General features: G+C 63.0%; 15 protein-coding genes and 2 tRNA genes. 8 read left to right on the top strand and 9 right to left on the bottom strand.

Annotation, left to right across the window (positions count from 1 at the left end; genetic code table 11):
• Nucleotides 1-4: 4 nt before the first annotated feature.
• Nucleotides 5-679, top strand: coding sequence for a DUF8185 domain-containing protein (locus tag QRN59_RS20145; protein ID WP_284984226.1), 675 nt, complete (start codon nt 5-7; stop codon nt 677-679).
• A gap of 92 nt (nt 680-771) precedes the next feature.
• Here the strand turns inward: QRN59_RS20145 and QRN59_RS20140 are convergent, their stop codons facing one another.
• From QRN59_RS20140 to QRN59_RS20130, 3 genes are all read right to left on the bottom strand, one after another.
• The gene (locus QRN59_RS20140; protein WP_284984225.1) at nt 772-1,245 is read right to left on the bottom strand and encodes a globin; all 474 of its coding nucleotides are present in this window, start codon (nt 1,243-1,245) and stop codon (nt 772-774) included.
• A gap of 1 nt (nt 1,246) precedes the next feature.
• On the bottom strand, nt 1,247-1,975 hold the full coding sequence (locus QRN59_RS20135; protein WP_284984224.1) for a mechanosensitive ion channel family protein: 729 nt from the start codon (nt 1,973-1,975) through the stop codon (nt 1,247-1,249).
• A gap of 146 nt (nt 1,976-2,121) precedes the next feature.
• The gene (locus QRN59_RS20130) at nt 2,122-2,601 is read right to left on the bottom strand and encodes an OsmC family protein (RefSeq protein ID WP_284984223.1); all 480 of its coding nucleotides are present in this window, start codon (nt 2,599-2,601) and stop codon (nt 2,122-2,124) included.
• 267 nt (nt 2,602-2,868) lie between these two features.
• On the opposite strand from QRN59_RS20130, the gene QRN59_RS20125 reads away from it, so the two are divergent.
• The 3 genes from QRN59_RS20125 to QRN59_RS20115 all read left to right on the top strand — a co-directional run bounded on the left by QRN59_RS20125 (nt 2,869) and on the right by QRN59_RS20115 (nt 5,922).
• Nucleotides 2,869-3,912: a tyrosine-type recombinase/integrase gene (locus QRN59_RS20125; protein WP_284984222.1), complete on the top strand. Its 1,044-nt coding sequence runs from the start codon at nt 2,869-2,871 to the stop codon at nt 3,910-3,912.
• A 4-nt stretch (nt 3,913-3,916) separates the two neighbouring features.
• The gene (locus QRN59_RS20120; RefSeq protein WP_284984221.1) at nt 3,917-4,234 is read left to right on the top strand and encodes a helix-turn-helix domain-containing protein; all 318 of its coding nucleotides are present in this window, start codon (nt 3,917-3,919) and stop codon (nt 4,232-4,234) included.
• 506 nt (nt 4,235-4,740) lie between these two features.
• Nucleotides 4,741-5,922 carry a site-specific integrase gene (locus QRN59_RS20115; protein ID WP_284984220.1) on the top strand — a complete coding sequence of 394 codons (1,182 nt, stop codon included), beginning with the start codon at nt 4,741-4,743 and terminating at the stop codon, nt 5,920-5,922.
• Between the two features lie 39 nt (nt 5,923-5,961).
• Here the strand turns inward: QRN59_RS20115 and QRN59_RS20110 are convergent, their stop codons facing one another.
• The 5 genes from QRN59_RS20110 to pepN all read right to left on the bottom strand — a co-directional run bounded on the left by QRN59_RS20110 (nt 5,962) and on the right by pepN (nt 15,436).
• Complete coding sequence (locus tag QRN59_RS20110) at nt 5,962-6,270, bottom strand: DUF4190 domain-containing protein (RefSeq protein ID WP_284984219.1); 309 nt, start codon at nt 6,268-6,270, stop codon at nt 5,962-5,964.
• A gap of 530 nt (nt 6,271-6,800) precedes the next feature.
• Nucleotides 6,801-10,493: an RHS repeat-associated core domain-containing protein gene (locus QRN59_RS20105; RefSeq protein WP_284984218.1), complete on the bottom strand. Its 3,693-nt coding sequence runs from the start codon at nt 10,491-10,493 to the stop codon at nt 6,801-6,803.
• 1,518 nt (nt 10,494-12,011) lie between these two features.
• The gene (locus QRN59_RS20100) at nt 12,012-12,371 is read right to left on the bottom strand and encodes a ParB family protein (RefSeq protein ID WP_350225251.1); all 360 of its coding nucleotides are present in this window, start codon (nt 12,369-12,371) and stop codon (nt 12,012-12,014) included.
• 14 nt (nt 12,372-12,385) lie between these two features.
• Nucleotides 12,386-12,790 (bottom strand): single-stranded DNA-binding protein, encoded by a 405-nt coding sequence (gene ssb, locus QRN59_RS20095; protein WP_502871095.1) that lies wholly within the window; start codon nt 12,788-12,790, stop codon nt 12,386-12,388.
• Nucleotides 12,791-12,874: 84 nt separating this feature from the next.
• On the bottom strand, nt 12,875-15,436 hold the full coding sequence (gene pepN, locus QRN59_RS20090; RefSeq protein ID WP_284984217.1) for an aminopeptidase N: 2,562 nt from the start codon (nt 15,434-15,436) through the stop codon (nt 12,875-12,877).
• A gap of 137 nt (nt 15,437-15,573) precedes the next feature.
• Between pepN and QRN59_RS20085 the strand changes: the two genes are divergently transcribed.
• The 3 genes from QRN59_RS20085 (at nt 15,574) to QRN59_RS20075 (ending at nt 18,127) form a co-directional block, all read left to right on the top strand.
• Nucleotides 15,574-16,575 (top strand): hypothetical protein, encoded by a 1,002-nt coding sequence (locus QRN59_RS20085; protein WP_284984216.1) that lies wholly within the window; start codon nt 15,574-15,576, stop codon nt 16,573-16,575.
• A 137-nt stretch (nt 16,576-16,712) separates the two neighbouring features.
• Complete coding sequence (locus QRN59_RS20080) at nt 16,713-17,195, top strand: ribose-5-phosphate isomerase (protein ID WP_284984215.1); 483 nt, start codon at nt 16,713-16,715, stop codon at nt 17,193-17,195.
• On the top strand, nt 17,195-18,127 hold the full coding sequence (locus tag QRN59_RS20075) for an Fpg/Nei family DNA glycosylase (RefSeq protein WP_284984214.1): 933 nt from the start codon (nt 17,195-17,197) through the stop codon (nt 18,125-18,127). The genes QRN59_RS20080 and QRN59_RS20075 overlap by 1 nt, the downstream gene beginning before the upstream one ends.
• A 313-nt stretch (nt 18,128-18,440) precedes the next feature.
• Here QRN59_RS20075 and QRN59_RS20070 read toward each other — a convergent pair.
• Nucleotides 18,441-18,514 (bottom strand) — tRNA-Gly (locus tag QRN59_RS20070).
• A 154-nt stretch (nt 18,515-18,668) separates the two neighbouring features.
• Between QRN59_RS20070 and QRN59_RS20065 the strand changes: the two genes are divergently transcribed.
• Nucleotides 18,669-18,743, top strand: a tRNA-Pro gene (locus tag QRN59_RS20065).
• Nucleotides 18,744-18,780: the final 37 nt, after the last annotated feature.

The raw sequence follows: 18,780 nt of genomic DNA, 5'->3' as shown, positions 1-18,780 counted from the left end.
TGATGTGTCCGATGTATTGACCCAGTCCTTCCATTTCGTCGATCCCCGTGATCTGGCGGATCTCCGCACTTATGTCACGCGTGCCAAGAGCATCGACGATGGCGCCATTCGGCTGCAGGCGTCCGGACGCGTCCTGGCTGCGTACGTGTGCGTCCTGAGGCCGCGCCTCCTGGGCGAAGCGACCCCCACCATTCTCGGGCTTCGGACCATCGCCCTTGCCAATGACGCGCACGCGGACGTCACTGTAACCCTGTCCTCGGTCCTGGACCGCTTGGCGCGTTCCGGTGCCGACGACGTCGAGCTTCCGATCCCGCCGTCGACCGTTTCCGAATCGTGGGCCGGAGTCGGGGCGCCCCGCAGCGGCTGGGAACCGCTGGGTTCAGTGCCCGACGCCGAACTCAAGTCTGTCGCGAATGCAGGCATCGCCGAGGTGGCCGGGATTGTTCCGGATCAGCCCGGCGCGTTGATCGTCAACAATGCCAGGGCCGCGGTGTGGGGCCGGCAGATTCCGGGACTCGACGGCGTGCCCGCGGGCGCGGCGTTCGCGGCCTTGGCGCTCGGTTTCCTTGGCGACGGCGAACACCGGCTCTTCCGCAACGGCCGTTGGTTCCGGCTCAGCGGGAGCCGGGGCCACATCCTGGCACGATCCGGATCAGGCCTGGGCTTCCAAGCCCGCTGAAATTGGGGCAGGCCCTTTCGTGTCGCGTTCCGCGCCACGTAGGGACCCTGCTGCCCCACTCTGGGCGGGTGCAGGCCCAAGCGCCTACAAACTCAGGGCTGTTGGACCGACGGGCTGTTGACCATCGTGAGCGCAGCCCGCTCCATGTAGTCCCACAGCGTTCCTTCGTGAAGCGGCGACAAGCCGAGCGAATCCACTGCCGTGCGCATGTGGAAGAGCCAGCGGTCCTTGGCTTCGGGCGTCACCTGGAACGGCATGTGCCGCATCCTCAACCGGGGGTGCCCGCGTTCCTCGCTGTAGGTACCCGGGCCGCCCCAATACTGCTCAAGGAACATAAGGAACCGTCGCTTTGCCGGGGCGAGGTCTTGTTCCGGGTACATGGGCCGGAGCAACGGATCTCCTGCGACGCCGTCGTAGAAGACATCAATGAGCTTCACGAAAGTCTCGTGGCCACCGATGGCCTCATAGAAGCTGTCGGTGTAGGCAGGCTGGCTGAACGGATCGTTTTGCATCAACTGCCGCCGTTCGGCTGGCTGCGGTGTCGAGGATACCGGCTGGCCGCCCATGTCACTCACCTGCTTTCTGCTCTTGAATCTTGAGGGATTCCTTTGAAGATTGAGGCGCGCCGGATGCAGCGGTTTCGGCAGGCGCAGTACCCGGGGGCGCAGGCGGAACGTCGTCCGGGACTGCTGGTTCCTCCGGGACGTAGTCGCCTTGCGAGCGGTTGCCCACCCTTAGGATTTCTCCGTTGCGCAGATACCAGATGGCGCCGTCTTCGGCCCGCAGGCGTGTGATCCGGAGGCCTACGGATTCAACGGTGCCAATCACTTCGGTGGTCACGATCACATCGCCGATCCCGAACTGGTCCTCGATGGTGATGAAGATGCCGGACAGGAAATCGCGGATGAGCTGTTGGGCTCCGAAGCCAATGGCCACACCCAAAATCCCGACGCTGGTGAGCAGCGGTGCAATATCCACATTCAGGTATTTGAGCACGTAGATGATGACGATGACCACCACCACCACGCTCAACACGCTTGTCAGCAGTGAGCCGATCGTGTGGGCGCGTTGGGCGCGCCGTTCATGGTCGAGCGCTCGGAAGGCCGGCTGGACCCACCTGAAATGCGGTTTCTTGAAGAAGCTGGTGCCCTCGGCCACTCGGCGGGTAATACGCAGGATGACGAACCGGGCCACAACCCAGACCACCAACCCAATGCCCAGCGTCACGAAGATTGACGCGTAATCGATTTTGGCTGCATCGGCCACGATGTTGTCGGTCGACGAGGCGACGTTCATGTGCGGGAATGCTCCTCACGGGATCCAATTGTTCGCCGGGCCCTTTTTGCCGGGCGCTGAACACTCTGTCCACGGTCAACCCTATCGCCGTAGCGTGGCCGCATGCGCATCGTGATTCTTGGGGGAACAGCCTTCCTGTCATGTGGCTATCTGGCGGCCACCGTCGTGCTCGGCTCATGCAGAACGGGAAAATTGACGCTCCTGGCGATAAAGCACACCTGGTTGGCCTCATGGTGCAATTCGTCCACAAGGGAAACATGCGCTGGGTCGGCAACTGTGACCTGCGGCTTCAAAGTGACGTTCTCGAACTGGCCGCTGCCGTCGCGATTGAGCCTCATCATGCCCTCGGCGTGGTCTACATAATCGGTGACAACCACGCCGTGTTGGACCGCGACATGCAGGAAGGACAGCATGTGGCACTGGGAAAGGGCGGTGAGAAGAAGTTGTTCGGGGTTGTACCGGCTACGGTCTCCATGGAAGGTGGGATCCGAGGAGCCCTTCAGGACGGGCAAGCCGGGGATCTCGACGTCGTGGTCCCTGGTATAGCCGCGATAGGTGGAAGTCCCCGTGCCCAGATTTCCGGTCCAGCGCACGGTCAGGGAGTAGCGGTGTTCGTCCAGGCTCATGCGGAAAGTCTAGCGGCGGTGGGTTCGCGGGCGGCACACGGGAGGCCCCGGTTGTCGCAACTGTCGCGGGTTCCACTCGGCCTCCCTGCCCCCTAATGGTGATTGGATCCCTGAACCCCAGGCCATTTCGGCAGGCTTTCCGCGTAATGAAGTTTCTTCACGATTCCTGACGACTATATTGTTTTCCTGACAGTCTTTCGTTCTGGCCGAAGTGAGGTGCCTGTGGTTAAGCTGGCGGTCGTTCGCCCTGCCGTGGCCAGGAAATCCTTGTCGCCTCAGGAACTGGATGATTTCGAGCAGGAGCTCGTGGACCAGTTCGCTCTGGCGGCTGCTGCTTCGGGCATCGGCGACGACCACATCTCGAAGGAACGCTCCGTGATCTTTGCCTTGCTGAGGCATCTCGGGAACTACGTCTGGACCGCCCAGCCTGCCGACGTCGACAGGTTCCTGAACAGGGAACGTAAAACGAAGGGGCTTGCCAGAAGCACCGTCCATGGAAAAGCAGAAACTATCGCGCGGTTCTTCGACTTCCTCACCACCCGGTATCAAGGTGAAATCCATCAGCTCACCGGTCACGTAGTGATGCAACCAGTTGACGAGTTCAACCGTCCCGCGAAGGCCGACTACGGTGGCATGATCCGGGTACCTCCGTCAGGAGGAGAAGTGGATGTGCTGTTCTCGGGCTGGCGTGAAGCCTTGCCAGATGCACGCAAGTACCTGCCCGCTGCAAGGGACTACCTCGCCGCATCGCTGTGGCGGCGAGTTGGGCTTAGGATCGGCGAAACAGTCATGCTCGACATCCGTGACTGGCGCCCGGATCTGGGCGAGCAGGGCAAACTGCATGTCCGCTTCGGCAAAGGCAGCATGGGCCGCGGCCCCAAGACGAGGATGGTGCCGGCAATCAACGGCGTCGACGAATTGCTGAACTGGTGGCTCACTGATGTGCGCCACCAGTTCGGTGATGACTGGGAGGATCCCGATGCACCATTGCTCCCGAGCGAAAGACGGGACCCCGAACTCGGCCGTAGCCGCAGGGCCGGAGATGATGCATTGCGGTCCGGCTTCGCCAGGGCAGTGAGCCTGTGGCTTCCGGACTGGTCCGGCCGGCTGACGCCGCATGGGATGCGCCATTTCTGTGCCTCGTCGATGTACGAGCGCGGGATGGACCTCAAAGCCATCCAGGATCTGCTCGGGCATGAATGGCTGTCCACGACCACCCGCTACATCCACGTCCACGATAATCATGTGGAGACCGCATGGGCCGTGGCGAACGATCGCGTCGCGCTGCGATGGGGAAACGGAAAGAGGTGAACGGATGCGCTGGAACCTGCGCATGAAGGCCGCCGAACGCGGAGTCTGGAAATCGACGGAGCTGCGACGGCGGCTGGCTGAGGCCGGCCTTGAAATCAGTGCCGGAAAGATGTCTGCCCTGTGGACAGGCACCCCGATGTCAATCCGTTTGGACGATCTCGACATCATCTGCCACGTCCTGGACTGCGAGCCAAACGAGCTGCTCATCCGCGAGCCCGACGCGGTGGCGGCGCGCCGCCCCGCCAAAGAGAACATCGCTGCAGTCGGCGGCCAAGTCATCCCACCCCGGTTGGGACGCAACCGCACCCTTCCGCCTGCGTGAGCGCCCCGCGGACCTGCCGGGCGTGCGGTGCGCGGCCGGTTGCAACGGCGCGTGATGCGTTCTGCCACCAGTGCATGCCCGGCGGGCCATTCTCGCCACCGCCGTGCCGCAAGTGCGGATCCACGGAACGCTACTACTCAGGCGGGCTGTGCCGGCGGTGTCACCGCTTCGCACCTCACGTGATCGACAGCTGCCTGGATTGCCTCGGCTGGGGAGTCACCCGGCATACCAGCTGGCTATGTGAGGGGTGCAGGGGGTGGCGCCGCCGGTTCAAGACGGTTGGACCGTGCTTCTCCTGTCAGGAAACGAAAGCGCTGAGCCCCGATGGGTTCTGCCGGCTGTGTTGGCGCACTGCCGTGGGTGCCCGCCCCCACGGAACCGGGCCCGGTGTCCTCGAAATGAACCGGCATGGGCAGCAGCTGTTCTTTGTAGGCCTGATCTGGCGGCAACGCCGGCTTAAGCCCCGTCCGGCTTCGCTGACTGCACCTCGTCACCGGTATCCGGTAATGCACAGGCAGCTGACACTGTTCGACGCGCCCCGGGACCTCACCCGCCTCCGGGTGAACCTAAGTCCACCAGACCCGGAATTCGCCCTGGTGCTTGACCAAGTCGCCCGCGAGCATGCCCTCAAGCACGGGTGGAGCAAGACGAGAAACGTCAGTATCCGACAAGGCCTTCGGATACTCGCTTGCATTCAGGACACGCCTGGCGCGCTGATCAAGGCCAGCGACGTCGATCAGCTCGATCCGGTCGCGTTCAACCGTCAGCCGATCTTGGACGTTCTCGAGGCGGCCGGGTTGCTTCAGGACGACCGTGAGCCATCGATCGTGGCGTGGTTCGGCCGAAAGGTAGCCGGTCTTCCGGAACCCATCACCAGCGAACTGCAGACCTGGTTCGACACCATGCTTTACGGAAGCCCGAAAGCCCCGCGATCACGGCCGAGGGCACATGCCACCATCAAGGTACGGGTCCGATCCGCACTCCCCGCCGTGCGGGCATGGGCCACCGACGGCCGCACATCCCTGCGCGAAATCACCAAGGGAGACATCAACCGAATGTTGCCCTCCCAGGGAAACGACCGCGCTCTGACCGGAGCAGCCCTGCGGTCGCTGTTCCGCACGCTCAAAGCCAAGCGGCTTGTCTTTGCCAACCCCACGACCCACACCAAAACGGGCTGGCCCGAGTCCCGCATTCCCCTGCCGATCAATGAGAGCGCGATGCGAGCCGCCCTCGACTCCACCAACCCTGCCCGTACCGCTTTGGCCACCCTGATCGGGTACCACGCCCTGCGCAGCACACAGGTCCGGTCCCTGCTGCTCGCGGATATCCGTGACGGACGGATGCATTTGCCCGGACGCACAGTTCTACTGGCCCCGCGTGTCCGTGAAAGCCTGTCTGCTTGGCTGGACCGCCGCAGGGCCCAATGGCCGGAAACGAGCAACCCCCACCTGTTCATCAACAAACAAACCGCGGTCCGAACCACCCGGGTCAGCAACGTCTGGGTCATCGAGACTCTTGGTATGTCACCCCAGGCACTCCGGGAGGACCGGATTCTGGACGAAGCCCAAGCTACCAAAGACCTACGCAGACTCTGTGATCTCTTCGGACTCAGTGTTCCGGCCGCCGAGCGCTACCTAACAACACTCGATCGTCCTTCCCACATTGCAACGACGAGCGGTTACCTATAGCGGCGTCAGATGGAAACGAAGTTCTGACCTCCTCCAACTTCACGGATGGAGCAGGAAACGGGCGATGAGGTAGAACGCAAAGTCCACGATGCCCAGGATCATGCCCGCGATGGCGAGGCCGCGCCCACGCAGCCCCTTGTCCCTCGCACGCCGAAGCCCCAGGCCCGAAATGGCTGTTCCGAGCGGACCAACCATGGCAAGGGCAAATAGTCCGATACAACTGATAACGAACCCGGCGATGGCGGCCTTGCTGAACGGCGGACGCTCTCGGAGCGGGGCATACGGATTCGGGATACGCGAAACCTCGGAAGGCCAACGCTTCTCCGAAGGCTGGGGGGCACGTGCCATTTCGTTTTCTCCTTCATGGAATGTTGTGGCTGGGGCCTACGGGCAGCGGGGCCGACCGTGGTCTGCAGAAAACCATCGCGCCCGGTATGACTTTCGTTCTTCACTTCATTCCTGTCACCAATAGATCGGGGCGATCGTCCATATGTATGCGAGCATGATTGCGTAGCCGATTCCGCACGTCCACGCATATGGCCACCGCGTTCTTTCTTGCTCGGCAAGTGGTTTTGCGCGCTGCCCGCCGGCATTCGTTACGCTCACTCGAAGACCCAGCGGTTGCAACCGATACAGGAAAAGCGACGTGACGATAAGTGCGGCGGCAAGGTAGGCGAAGATTGGCGCCCCGATGAAGAGTGTGAGAGGGGGCAATACTAAGGCAATAGCGACTGCCGCAACGTGGAAAGCTACGTTGATGCGCCGGACGACCGTTTCAATACGCGAACCTCTGCGAATGATCGATGGAATCCCGAACCTTCCTGAGAACCCCAGAGAATATCCGACCATACCGAGAAATGCGCCAATGAGAATTTTGATCATCGGCTTCGGCAGTAGGCCCGGTTGTAGTTGATCGCATCATACGCCGGGCCGCTGAAGTGAACAGCTCCCCACGCCATTCTCGCATTGGCTCTTGCCGCGTCGGCAACGTGCAGGGATTCCCAGGCTGTTCCTTTGAGAAGACTGCCGTATTTCAGGCCGACAGCCGAGAGGCCCACTCCTGCCAAGGAATAGCCACAATCCTCGCTGAATCCTTTCGAGCAATCGTGGATTGCGGCTCCTACTCCGATCGCAGTTCCGGTCAAGGTTGCGGTGGTTTCTATTACGGTAAATACAACCGCGGCGGCTCCCCCCGTGGCAACCGTGGCACCAATCACCGCGGCTGTGAGGGCGATGACTCCAGCGATTGCTCCGACCTTGGCCCATTCTTCCCCGGTCCATTCGAAGGGATTCCAGCTCCAGAGCCCCAGTGGGTCTGATGAGTTGAACGGGTTGTTTGTGGCGTAGTTGTAGACCGCGTGGGTGATGGCCGCCAGTGGGTCGATGCTGATGAATTGTGTCGTGATGGGGTCATAGTAGCGGGCTCGGAGATAGTAGAGGCCGGTATCGATGTCCTGTGTTTGGCCGTTCCACCGCAGCGGGGTGTCGGCTGTGCCGGTTTTGTTGGTGAGGTTGCCGTTCGGATCGAAGGTGTAGGTGGCTGTGACGTTGCCGGCGCCGTCGGTGAGGAGCCTGGTTGATCCGTATTGGTCGTGCTGGTAGAACTGGACGGCGCCGCTGGAGTCGATTTGCTCAACTGGGTTCCCGGCCGTGTCATAGATGTAGTTGGTGGTTCCGTCGGTGAGCATGAGCGGGACCGCCTTGGCGGTGTCCCAGGTGTAGGACTGTCCTGGCCCTGTTGCCGGGGTCCGGGAGGCCCTCAGCCCGGTGGCGTCGTAGGTGAATGTCGTCCCGTTGGCGTTGGCGAGGCGGTTGGCCTGATTCCAGGTGTACGTCGAAGTTCCGGATACCGGTGCGGGACCTGTGAGCCTGTTGCCTTGGTTGTCGTACGTGATGGCAGTGGCAGTGCCGCCGAATGTGATCTGTGTGGGTTGGTTGGCTGCGTCGTAGGCGAGCGAAGCTCCGGTTGTCAGGGCTGTCGGGTTGCCGGCTGCGTCATAGCCGTAGTTGGTCGTGTTGACACTGGCCAGTTGGTCGCGGTTGGTGTAACCGTAGTTTTCGGCCGGTTGGCTAATCCCTGTCGTCGTGGTCGATGCCAGGTTGCCGACGTCGTTACGGGTGTAGGTGAAGCTGGCCAGTGTGGCCGTTGCTGTGGCGTCGGTGATGGCGGTGGCCAGCCCGGCGTTGTCGTAGCTCGTGGTGGCCGTGACACCGTTGGCGTAGGCGGTGGTCGCGGGAAGGCTGTCGGCCGTTGTCATGAAGGTGGTCGTATTGTTCAGCCAGTCCTTCAGCGAAGTCAGGTTGTTGGCCGCGTCATAAGCACGGGTGACGGTCTGGGCATTTGGGTAGGTCTGCGCGGTGGCGTTGCCTGCCAGATCATAGGCGTAGGCGATGGTTTTTCCGGCGCCGTTGGTCCGGGACGTCAGCCGCCCCAGGGAGTCGTAAACCATGGCCGTTGTGCCGGTCCCGTCCACGATGGTTGCGGGCTGGTGCAGGGCGGTATACGTGAAGGCTTCGTTGGGCGTCACCCCGTCGGAGTAGCTGGTACTGGTTCTGTCTCCGCCCGAGTTGTAGCCGTAGCTGGTCGTCCGGCCGCTTGGGTCGGTTTTTCCGGTGAGCTGTCCTGCTGCATCGTAAGCGTAACTGGTCGTCCGGTTGAGTCCGTCCTGGGAGGACGTGAGCCGGTTCCTGGAATCGTAGGTGTAAGTGGTGATGTGAGAGGACTGGTCCGTCTGGGAGGTCAGGTTCCCGTCGCTGTCGTAGGCGCTGGAGGTGACAGTGCTGTCCGCGGCAGTCGTGGAGGTCTGGTGGCCAAGCGCATCGTAGGTGTAGCTAGTGGTGTGGCCGAGCCGGTCGGTGACGGCTGTGGTCTTGCCGTTGGCATCGTAGGTGTAGGCGGTGGTCTTGCCGGGCGGATCGGTGGTCGTGGCCAGGAGACCAGCGGTGTTGTACGTGAAACTGGTGGTCTTTCCGCTTGGAGTCGTCGTGGAGATTTTTCTGCCCAGGACGTCGTAGGCGGTGGCGGTGGTCCGGCCGAGGGCATCCGTGACTGCGGTGCGGTCTCCGTTGGCGTCGTAGCTAAGGGTGGTGGTGTTGCCGTTCGGATCCGTGACCGAGGTGACGTCACCCGGGTGAGCGGTATCTCCGTAGGTGTTTGCAACGACGGAGACCTGGCTTGTGCCGGTCAACGGGGTGGAAGTGGTCAGGAGGTTGCCTTTAGCGTCGTAGGTGAGCGTTGTGACCGTCCCGGCCGGGTCCGTGGCGGAAGTAACGTCATTGAGGCTGTCGTACGTGTACGTGGTGGTATGGCCTGCCGGGTCAGTGCTGGTGAGCCGGTTCCCTGACGGGTCGTAGGTGCCCGTAGTGACGCGGTTGAGCGGGTCGGTGACTTTGGTGGTTCCGAAGGTTGCCGGGTCGTAGGTGTAGGACCAAGTGGCTGCCTGGGCGGTGCCTGCGCCTTCGATACGGGTGGCCAGTTGCCCGTTGATGTAGGTTTCTTTGATGACCCGCCCCGCCGGGGACGTCGTCGTGGTAGTGCCATCTCCGCCGTAGGCGAATGTTGTCACGCCGCCGTTCCGGTCGGTCTGCCTGGTGACCCGGTGGGCAGCATCGTAAGCGTTCGTGGTGGTTTTGCCGTTCGGGTCGGTGATGGTAGTGAGCAGATTGGCGGTCCCGTAGGCGTATCCGGTCACGGCTCCTGCGGGGGCGGTAACGGAGGCGAGCCGGCCGTTGCCGTCATATGCATAGCCGGTGATGCGCCCGGCCGGGTCGGTAGCCGAGGTGACGTGCCCCGATCCGTCGTAAGCGAAGGTCGTTGCCCTGCCGCTGCCGTCCGTGACGGTGGTGACGTGCCCGGCTGTGTCGCGGGTGATGGCTATGGCGTTGCCGTTCAGGTCCCGCATCCGGGTAAGAAGCCCGTTGGAGTCGAAATCGAAGATCTCCTTGGCCTTGCGGGTGTAGGTCCAGGAGCCATCGGCGTTATGGGCGAGGGTGGCGAGGACACGGGGCGGGGCAACGTAAGCACCCGAGTTGGCGGTGAATGTCACCATCGAGCCGTTTTCCTGGTGGACGTCCGCTGTGTCGCCTGAAGGTGACGGCACCAGATTCATGCCGTAGTTGAACGTCCACCCGAACCCAAAGGCGCTGTCATAGCCAGCCCGCTGGGAAGAATAGGACCGGGTGGTTTCCATAGCGGGTCCACGCCCTGGCACTGAACTGTCAGTGGTGTTCTCGAAGAATTCTCCGGTGAACGTGTTGATCGGGTCGCTTCTGCAGGAGAAACATTGGTTCAGTTCAGCCGGGTTCGGGCCGCCCACCGTCTCGTTCGCTCCGGAAGGACCTGACATCCCGACCTGGTTGGATACGGCATAAACCGTCGAAGGAGGGAAGGATGCGCTTTGGTTTCCAACAGCGCCGATGAAGCGATGGCCATTGGACGGAAGATTGACCGAGCAGGTCATGCCGGTGTTGCAGTAGACCCATGCACTTCCGGTATCGAGGTCGTAGATCTCCAGATTTATTGAGGTGCGGGCAGCGTAGTTGCTGGTCAACGTCGCCAGTGTTCCGCTCACGCTCAAACTCAATACCCAAGGGGGAGGGGTGACAGGATTGGAGGTTCCTACCGCACCTGCTGGCGGGTAATACGGTCTTTCAACAGGGTCAACAGTTGCGACGAAGGTATCAGGCGCACCGGGGAATATCGGGGCGGGGGTGCAACTGGTCCCGGTGGTGCACTCTGTCACGTACGACCCGGTATTGGTGTCCCAGAGCTGAAGGAAATATCCGGTGCCGGTGAGCGTGTAGTTCGTTTGGGCGTTGAGAGTCACTTGTCCGGTCGTGGCGGAAACCGATTGGGTGAGCGAAACGCTCCATGGCGGGGGCGTTTCGGTATTGGAATATGCGACCTGGTTTGTGGGCGTTAAGTACGCTGTATTCCCGCCAATGGTTGCCTGGAAGGTATACGGTGGTCCGGCGGTGCTTGTGAGGGTGCACGTCGTCCCTCGGCTGCAACTCACGCGTTGCTGGCCGTTGGAGAAGATCTGAAGGTAATAAGGCGTCGGTCCTACATCTTGATTCGCCGTGGCGGTCAACTGCATCGTCTGACCCACGGTCATTGTGAGAGTGACGGACAGCCCACCCGAATCCATCGGGACCGCACCAGAATGCTCCTTCACGTTCGTCTGCCGGGAAATGGTCTGTGGCAAAACACTGCCTGTTGAGGCGGGCTGCAGACTGGCCGTTCTGCTGATGCCGCCTAGACCCAATGAGGTGGCCTCGGAACGTCCTTGGACCGGCACCGTCTCCTGAACGGACGTCGTGGCATCCGCGGGAACGCGCGATGGTGCCTGAATAGAGGCCCGAGCAAGGGGTGCAGAGCCCACGCCGGCAGTTTCGGCGAATGCCGGCGTGCTCAATCCGTAAAGGGAAACACCGATCGTGACGAGCGTGGCAATAGCCATTTTGACTGCGAGGTAAGGTGCGGAAACAGGCTGAAACAAGGCAGGCTTGCGCCGGCTCCGGACATTGGTCATCCCCAGGTCTTTCTACGAAACAGATTCGAGGCTATCCAATTCCGCGAAAGCCCGATCCCCCAACGAGTGATGGCCTCGACGCTAGGCGTCCAGTCGGTGTGTCCTCAAGGATGCTGGTCAAATCCTAGGGAAAAACTAGGGATTCAAAATCGCTTTCTGCTGGATTTCCTCGTGGGTCCACGTCTCAGGCGCATCTGGGCAGGGCGGAATGCCGCGCCAGAAAGTCCGGAGTGTCACCGCCTAGGTCCGCGAACGCCTGGACCGTTCCGAGTCGCACGATGACCGCACGGGTGAATGGTGCCCCAATGGTGGGACCACCCCCGAAGCCGTGGACCGCTTCCACGACCCGTGACTGGCGTGCTTGGCGGCCGAAGCCGAGGGGCGAGCTGTCGGCGGGCGAACCGCTGGGACCGACATTTCGCGTTCGTGTTCAGCAAGTCCGAGTGTGCTCCCAGTGCGCTGGGGGGAACACAAGGAATTTTCTGACCATTGCGGACAGGGAATCCTTCGCGCGCCGGGTGGCGGTGTCGCTGGTTGCGTCCGGCCGTTGTTCTGCGGTCACAGTCGGAGGTTTTCCGTGCCTGGGGCTGGCGGGCGTCGATGGCAGTTGAGGACTCCGTTGGAGGACGGGGGCGGGAGAGTCGATCCGTCAGACTTTCTTTGGCTGCGGCGGCTTTCCTCGCGGGTGCGCCTGCCGGGTCGGATCTGCCCGGCGGGGATGCCTAGCCACTTTTTGCCTCCGTTGTATTTGCGCTGCAACCGACGGAGTTCGCGCAGGGTGGCTGCTTCCACGAGTTCGCTGATCGAGGCATAGCCCTCGAGGCAGCCGACAGCGTTGAGCGCGGCCCGGATCTGGTCGACGTCCTCTTCAGTGAAGTATGGCGAGAGGGACTTGGTCTTCTTGGGAATCGGCGGCATTGCTTCGCTCTCCCCTACAACGGTGTGTTGATACCCTGGTTGGCGTTCTTGCCGAACCACCGGTCATCGTCGGCGTAGCCGCCGGGTTCAGTGACCGCCGCGTGCCCGCTTTGGCTCTTTGCGGCGGCCTGGCGGCCGCCTTGAACGCCGGCAGATGTCGCCGCCGTGTAGCGGAGGGACAGGGCAACCTCGTCGGCCTCGAGCTCCACCACGGTGCGCTTCTCCCCCGTTTTCGTCTCATACGTCCGCGGCTTCAACCTGCCGGAGACAACAACCCTCGAACCCTTGGTCAGGGACGCTGCGACGTTCTCAGCCATCTCCCGCCACGCCGTGGCACGGAGGAAAAGCGTCTCGCCGTCCTTCCACTCATTGGAGGCCTGATCGAATGTACGTGGCGTCGACGCAATCGTGAAGTTCACGACGGGAGTGCCTTCAGTTTTCCCGAACCCACGGGAACCCAGTGAAGCGGAACCGGGGCCTGACGGTGATTTACCCGACGGTTTCTAGACGTCTGCCGCGCGGGCTTTCAAGGCGCGGGCAACGCCGTCGCGGTTCTCGAGCATCATGCGCCGCAGGGCGCTGCTGTCCGCCGGCAGCTCAGCGAGGAACTTGTCCGTACGGTCAACCGTGGCCTGCGTGGTCAGCTGCGCCGGGTAGAGCCCGACGACGATTTGCTGGGCCAGCGCATGGGTGCGGGTAGCAACAATCTCCGGTACGGCCTCAAAGTACTCTTCGGCGTACGGCTCCAACAGGGAGGTGTCCAGCACCCGTGTGAAGCCCGTGACGGCGGAGCTTTGAATGGCGTTGGAAAGCTCGCCTGTGACCACGATCTTCTTCCACGCGTCGGCCTTGGCCTCGGGGGTGGGAAGGGCTGCCATCGCCAGAGCGGCCGCGTTCTGGCCATTGGCCGTGTGGTCGCGCTCGAGTTCGGCGTCGATCCGGTCTTGGCCCTGGCGCCCGCCCACCACCAGCGCGGTGAGGAGTTCCCAGCGCAAGTCCTGGTCGACGGTCAGGCCATCCAGGACGGTGCTGCCGTCCAAGACCGCCTGGATTGTGTCGAATTGGGAGCTGCTCGCGGCAAGCAGCGCGAAGGACTTCACGAATTGGAGCTGCGCGTCCGATCCGGCAGCCGCCGCGGTCGAGAGTTCCCACAGCGTGTCAGCGGCGGCCACCGTGGCGGCATCCTTGTGCTCGGCTGCGACGTAGTAGGTCAGGGTGGTGGCCAGCTGCCGGAGCTGGGTCTGGATCACGGAGGAATCGGTCTCGGACGCGATGTTCGCCAGGATCAGCTCGGCGTAGCCACGGGCCGGGGTTTCGCCGTCGCGGGCCGCATCCCAGGCCGAGCCCCACACGAGGGTGCGCGGCAGGCTGCCGGCGAAGTCCTTCAGGTGGGCCTTCGCGGTGGCCAAGGATGTGGGGTCGAGGCGCACCTTGGCGTAGGCGAGGTCGTCGTCGTTGAGCAGGACCAGGTCCGGACGTGCCTTTCCGGCAAGGGCCGGGACGTCGGTCCGGGGGCCGTCGACGTCGAGCTCCTCCCGGTGGGTCCTCTCAAGCTTGCCTTCGGCTGAGAGGTCGTAGAATCCGACAGCGAGGCGGTGCGGCCGCAGCGTGGGCTGCTCGTCGATAGCCGTCTGCAGGATCGTAAAGGACGTGATGATGCCGTCGGCGTCGACCTCGAGCTCGGGAGAGAGGGTATTGACGCCGGCAGTCTCGAGCCAGAGCTTGCCCCACTGGTCCAAGTCGCGGCCGCTGGCAGCTTCGAGTTCCTTCATGAGGTCCACCAGTTCGGTGTTCTGCCAGGCATGCTTCTGGAAGTATTCGCGGACACCGGCCATGAACTGTTCCGGTCCCACCCAGGCAACCAACTGCCGCAGCACCGAAGCTCCCTTGGCATACGTGATGCCATCGAAGTTGACCTCGACGTCCTGGAGATCGTTGATCTCGGCGAAAATCGGGTGCGTCGTGGGCAGTTGGTCCTGCCGATACGCCCAGGATTTCTCCACCGAGGCAAAAGTTGTCCACGCCCGGTCGAATTCCGTGTTCTCGACGGCAGCCAAGTGGGACATGTACTCGGCAAAGGACTCGTTGAGCCAGAGGTCGTTCCACCATCGCATCGTGACGAGGTCCCCGAACCACATGTGGGCCAGCTCGTGCAGCACGGTAATGGCGCGGCGCTCGATCTGGGCGTCGGTGACCTTGCCCCGGAACACGTAGCCTTCGAGGATGGTCACCGCGCCGGCGTTTTCCATGGCGCCGGCATTGAACTCGGGAACGAACAGTTGGTCGTACTTCTCGAAGGGATACGGGAATCCGAACTGGGCCTCGAAGAACTCAAAACCCTGGCGGGTCAATTCGAAGATGTTGTCGGCGTCCAGGTATTGCATGAGGGACTTGCGGGCGAACACCCCGAGCGGGATGATGCGGCCATCGGAGCTGGTGACCTTGCTTCGGACCGATTGGTACGGTCCCGCGATCAAGGCAGTGACGTAGGAAGAGATGCGGGGAGTAGGGGCGAAATGCCAGACGGAGCGCGCGCCGCCGTCGTCCGCGGGAGTGGTTTCCACCGGAACCGGAGTGGGTGAGTTGGAGATCAGGTCCCAATGCGAGGGCGCAGTGACCGTGAACGTGAATGCGGCCTTCAGGTCCGGCTGCTCGAACACAGCGAACATGCGGCGGCAATCGGGCACCTCGAACTGCGTGTACAGGTAGACCTCGTTGTCCACCGGGTCAACGAAACGGTGCAGGCCCTCACCGGTGTTCATGTAGGGGGCATCGGCAACTACCCTGAGTTCGTTCTCCGCGGCGAGGCCGGGCAACTGGATGCGCACGCCGTCGGACACTGCTGCCGGATCGAGTTCGGTGCCGTTCAGTGTCACGGTGTGCACGGTCTCCGTGATCGCGTCGATAAAGCTCGAGGAGCCCTCGACGGCGGAGAACTTCACCACCGTGGTGGAGCCGAAGACCGTGGCGCCCTTCGTCAAGTCGAGGGTGACGTCATACGAGGTCACGGTGAGCAATTCTGCGCGCTGTCCGGCTTCGGCGCGCGTCAGGTTCAGGCCTGGCAAGGTTTGCCTCCAAGAATGGTGTCGAGAAGCCGGTTGGTTTCAGCCAGCGCCGGCGCTGTGAAGTCATTCTTTCACTTGATCCCGCCTTGGCAAGGAAGCTCGATCACAGTGTCGCCGGCGCGGGGTAGCGTTGGAATATGGCAAAGATGCGCGACTCGTTGGACCTCCGGGCACTCCGCTTTGCGGTGGCATTTCCACTGCTGCTGGCCGGCGCATTTGCTGTGTGCGCACTCATGTTGCGCAACAACCTTCCCGATCCTGTCGCCATCGCGTGGAACGCCGACGGCGGAGTCAGCTTTGCGCCGTTCCTCGCCTACGTCTTAGGCGGAGGGGGGTTCCTGGTCCTCGCGGGCTGGCTGGTGTTCATCCAGGCAGTTCCCCTGGCCCGGCCCGTGATCATGCGCCGGGTCATGATGGGCATGGGCCTTATGGTGACCCTCTTCATCACCTCCGTGCTGGCCGCCGGCCTCGTGGGGCAGACGGGCCTGGCCGACGCCCGCAGCTCTCACGTTGATGCCACCGTCCTTGCGCTGGGCGCCGGCGCGGCGCTGCCCCTGGGCGTGGTCATGATGATGGCTTTCAAGCCCGACCCGCATTGGACATCGGAAGACGACGCCGCCCTCGAGGCCGAAAGGATCCGGACGGAAGACCCCGGCCTGGCGGAGGATTCCATGTTGCTGTGGGTACACGCCCGGAGTTCGGTGTTCGTGATGATCTGCGTGGCCACCTTGTTCCCAGCCATGTTGATCGCGATTGCGCTCCCGTGGTTAGGCGCATTGCTCGCAGTGGTCGCCGTCATCGGAGCCTGCTTCCTCTTCGTCCGGGTCAGGGCGGACAGGGGAGGCGTCCAGGTCTTTGTCGCGGGCGTTCTGCGGGTCCTCACTGTGCCTGCCGTGGATATCGCAGGCGCTGCCGCGCAGGAAGTCAGGGCCGCCGACTTTGGCGGGTGGGGACTCCGGCACCACCGAGGAGCCACTGCCATGCTCGTCAGCAGCGGTCCCGCCGTCGTCGTCCGCCAGGTGAGCGGCCGCAGGGTGGCGTTCAGTGCCGGGACCTCGGCCACGGCGGACCGGCTCGCAGGAATTCTGAACCGCGTCGCGGCGCGTGCCCAGCGCGGCGAGCAGCCTCCGGCCCCCTGAGTGCCGGAAGGCCATCCAGTCTGCTGGCTTTGTCTTAAGAGGTGAGCCGGGGCCCGATCCTAGTAACCTAGGAACCGCATCCCGCACCGCCGCGCCCGGCATTGCCGCGTTCGCGCGCCAGACTGAATGGACTTCCTGTGACCACACCCCGCGTCCACATCGCCACGGACCACGCCGGCATGGAGCTCAGCGCCCACCTCGTAAGCCACCTGACTGCCAAAGGCTACGACGTCGTTGACCACGGCCCCAAGGTGTACGACGCCCTTGATGACTACCCTTCGTTCTGCATCAACGCGGCCGCTGCCGTAGTCGCCGACCAAGAGGCGGGCGTTCACGCACTGGGCATCGTCCTGGGCGGATCCGGCAACGGTGAACAAATTGCCGCGAACAAGGTCAAGGGTGTCCGGGCCGCGCTCGCCTGGAACCTCTCCACAGCGAAACTGGCCCGCGAGCACAACGACGCCAACGTTGTTGCCGTTGGCGGCCGCCAGCACACCGTCGAGGAAGCCACCGAACTCATCGAGGCCTTCCTGGAAGAACCGTTCAGCAACGACGAACGCCACGTGCGCCGCATCGGAAAAATCGCCGTCTATGAGAACACCGGCGAAATTGTTGCGTAGTGCCTGAAGGGCATTCCATCCATCGCCTGGCACGCCAGTTCCAGGATGTTTTTGCCGGACGGGTGCTGGAGGTCTCCAGTCCCCAAGGCCGGTTCGCAGCGGGCGCGGCGCTATTGGACTGCCACGAGCTGCTCGAAGCGACGGCGCACGGTAAGCAGCTCTTCCTCCGTTTTGACCATGGTGTTCTTCTGCACGTCCATCTGGGTCTCTACGGTGCGTGGAGTTTCGGTGGCGATGAATCTTTCCGCGGGGCCTCGAGCATCGGTGCGCCACGGCGGATCGGCGAACGCGAGACTTTCTCGCAAGACGCAGAGCAGGACGTCGGGCTGGGTGCGGGTTCCCGCGCAGGGAGCCCCGGAAGCAGTTACGCGGGTCCGCCCGAGCCCGTGGGTGCCGTGCGCGTGCGCCTCGTTTCGGCGAACGGCTGGGCAGACCTGAGGGGCGCCACCACGTGCGCAGCGATCACCCAGGCGGAGGCCGCGGTTGTCCTGGCCCGCTTAGGTCCCGATCCCCTCCACAACCGCCCTGGGGACCGGGAGGAGTTCATCCGTCGCTTGCTGCGCCGCAAGACCGCCGTCGGGCTCCTCCTCATGGACCAGTCGGTCGTGGCAGGGATCGGCAACATCTATCGCGCGGAGGTGCTGTTCCGCCAGCGCGTTGATCCGTGGACTCCGGGCAGCTCCCTGGACGCCGAAACCGCCGGACGACTCTGGGATGACGCCGTGGCGGCGATGTCCGACGGCGTCCGTGACGGGCGGATTGTTACGACCCCGCCGGCTTTGTGGAGCGGCGGGAACGCCGGAGCGTTCGACGGCGAGGCTCACTTTGTCTACAAGCGGCAGGGACAGCCGTGCCGCCGATGCGGCGAAGCGGTGGGGATGGCCGAGATCGGTGCCCGCAAACTCTATTGGTGCCCCGGCTGCCAGAACTAAGAGTCAGGCGCTAAAGTCCGGCGCTGGGCTGCGGGCCGGGTTTATGGGCCAAAACGTGTGTAAATCCCGGGCGGGTCATGTCCGTCGCGGGATCGTCTTGGCTCGGATGTCGGATTCTGCTCAATCATTCGAATGGACAAATTCCGGGCCCGCGGAATCACCGGACCGGCAACTTCGGCGAAGAGAATGATCCAGCAGAATCCGACGGGCAACGTACCAGCACCAGGCCGTGCGGCGGCGGAATGACCGGGCGGCGTAGAACGGGGTGAGGCGGAAAGACGAAGGGCCCCTCGACGAGGGGCCCTTCGTTCTTTGGAGGGGACGACGGGAATCGAACCCGCGTAATCAGTTTGGAAGACTGAGGCTTTACCATTAAGCTACGTCCCCGGGCAAGACTGCATGCACCCTGATGAACCTCTCGGAGTGTTCCGCGCATCTTTCCGGCGGCTGTTGAAGCCGGATATAACTAAACCTAATTCAGGGGCCAAGTGTCAAATGTGCATTCTCCGCCGAGATGCCCGTAGACTGTCCTGTGCATTCACGGGGTGTAGCTCAGCTTGGCTAGAGCGCCTGCTTTGGGAGCAGGAAGTCGCAGGTTCAAATCCTGTCACCCCGACTCTGTGTGCCTGTCCCGATCCGGGACGCGGCAGAAC

The sequence above is a fragment of the Arthrobacter sp. efr-133-TYG-118 genome (genome assembly GCF_030209755.1).
Lineage (GTDB): Bacteria > Actinomycetota > Actinomycetes > Actinomycetales > Micrococcaceae > Arthrobacter.
Note: the sequence above shows the minus strand (reverse complement) of the source record. Positions and strands in the feature narration are given on the sequence as shown.

What these genes read in the sequence shown, in the direction of transcription:
- QRN59_RS20110 (WP_284984219.1), bottom strand. Translation starts at nt 6,270, where the DNA reads ATGGCACGTGCCCCCCAGCCTTCGGAGAAGCGTTGGCCTTCCGAGGTT.
- QRN59_RS20100 (WP_350225251.1), bottom strand. Translation starts at nt 12,371, where the DNA reads ATGCCGCCGATTCCCAAGAAGACCAAGTCCCTCTCGCCATACTTCACT.
- QRN59_RS20120 (WP_284984221.1), top strand. Translation starts at nt 3,917, where the DNA reads ATGCGCTGGAACCTGCGCATGAAGGCCGCCGAACGCGGAGTCTGGAAA.
- QRN59_RS20140 (WP_284984225.1), bottom strand. Translation starts at nt 1,245, where the DNA reads ATGGGCGGCCAGCCGGTATCCTCGACACCGCAGCCAGCCGAACGGCGG.
- QRN59_RS20130 (WP_284984223.1), bottom strand. Translation starts at nt 2,601, where the DNA reads ATGAGCCTGGACGAACACCGCTACTCCCTGACCGTGCGCTGGACCGGA.
- QRN59_RS20085 (WP_284984216.1), top strand. Translation starts at nt 15,574, where the DNA reads ATGGCAAAGATGCGCGACTCGTTGGACCTCCGGGCACTCCGCTTTGCG.
- QRN59_RS20135 (WP_284984224.1), bottom strand. Translation starts at nt 1,975, where the DNA reads ATGAACGTCGCCTCGTCGACCGACAACATCGTGGCCGATGCAGCCAAA.
- QRN59_RS20115 (WP_284984220.1), top strand. Translation starts at nt 4,741, where the DNA reads ATGCACAGGCAGCTGACACTGTTCGACGCGCCCCGGGACCTCACCCGC.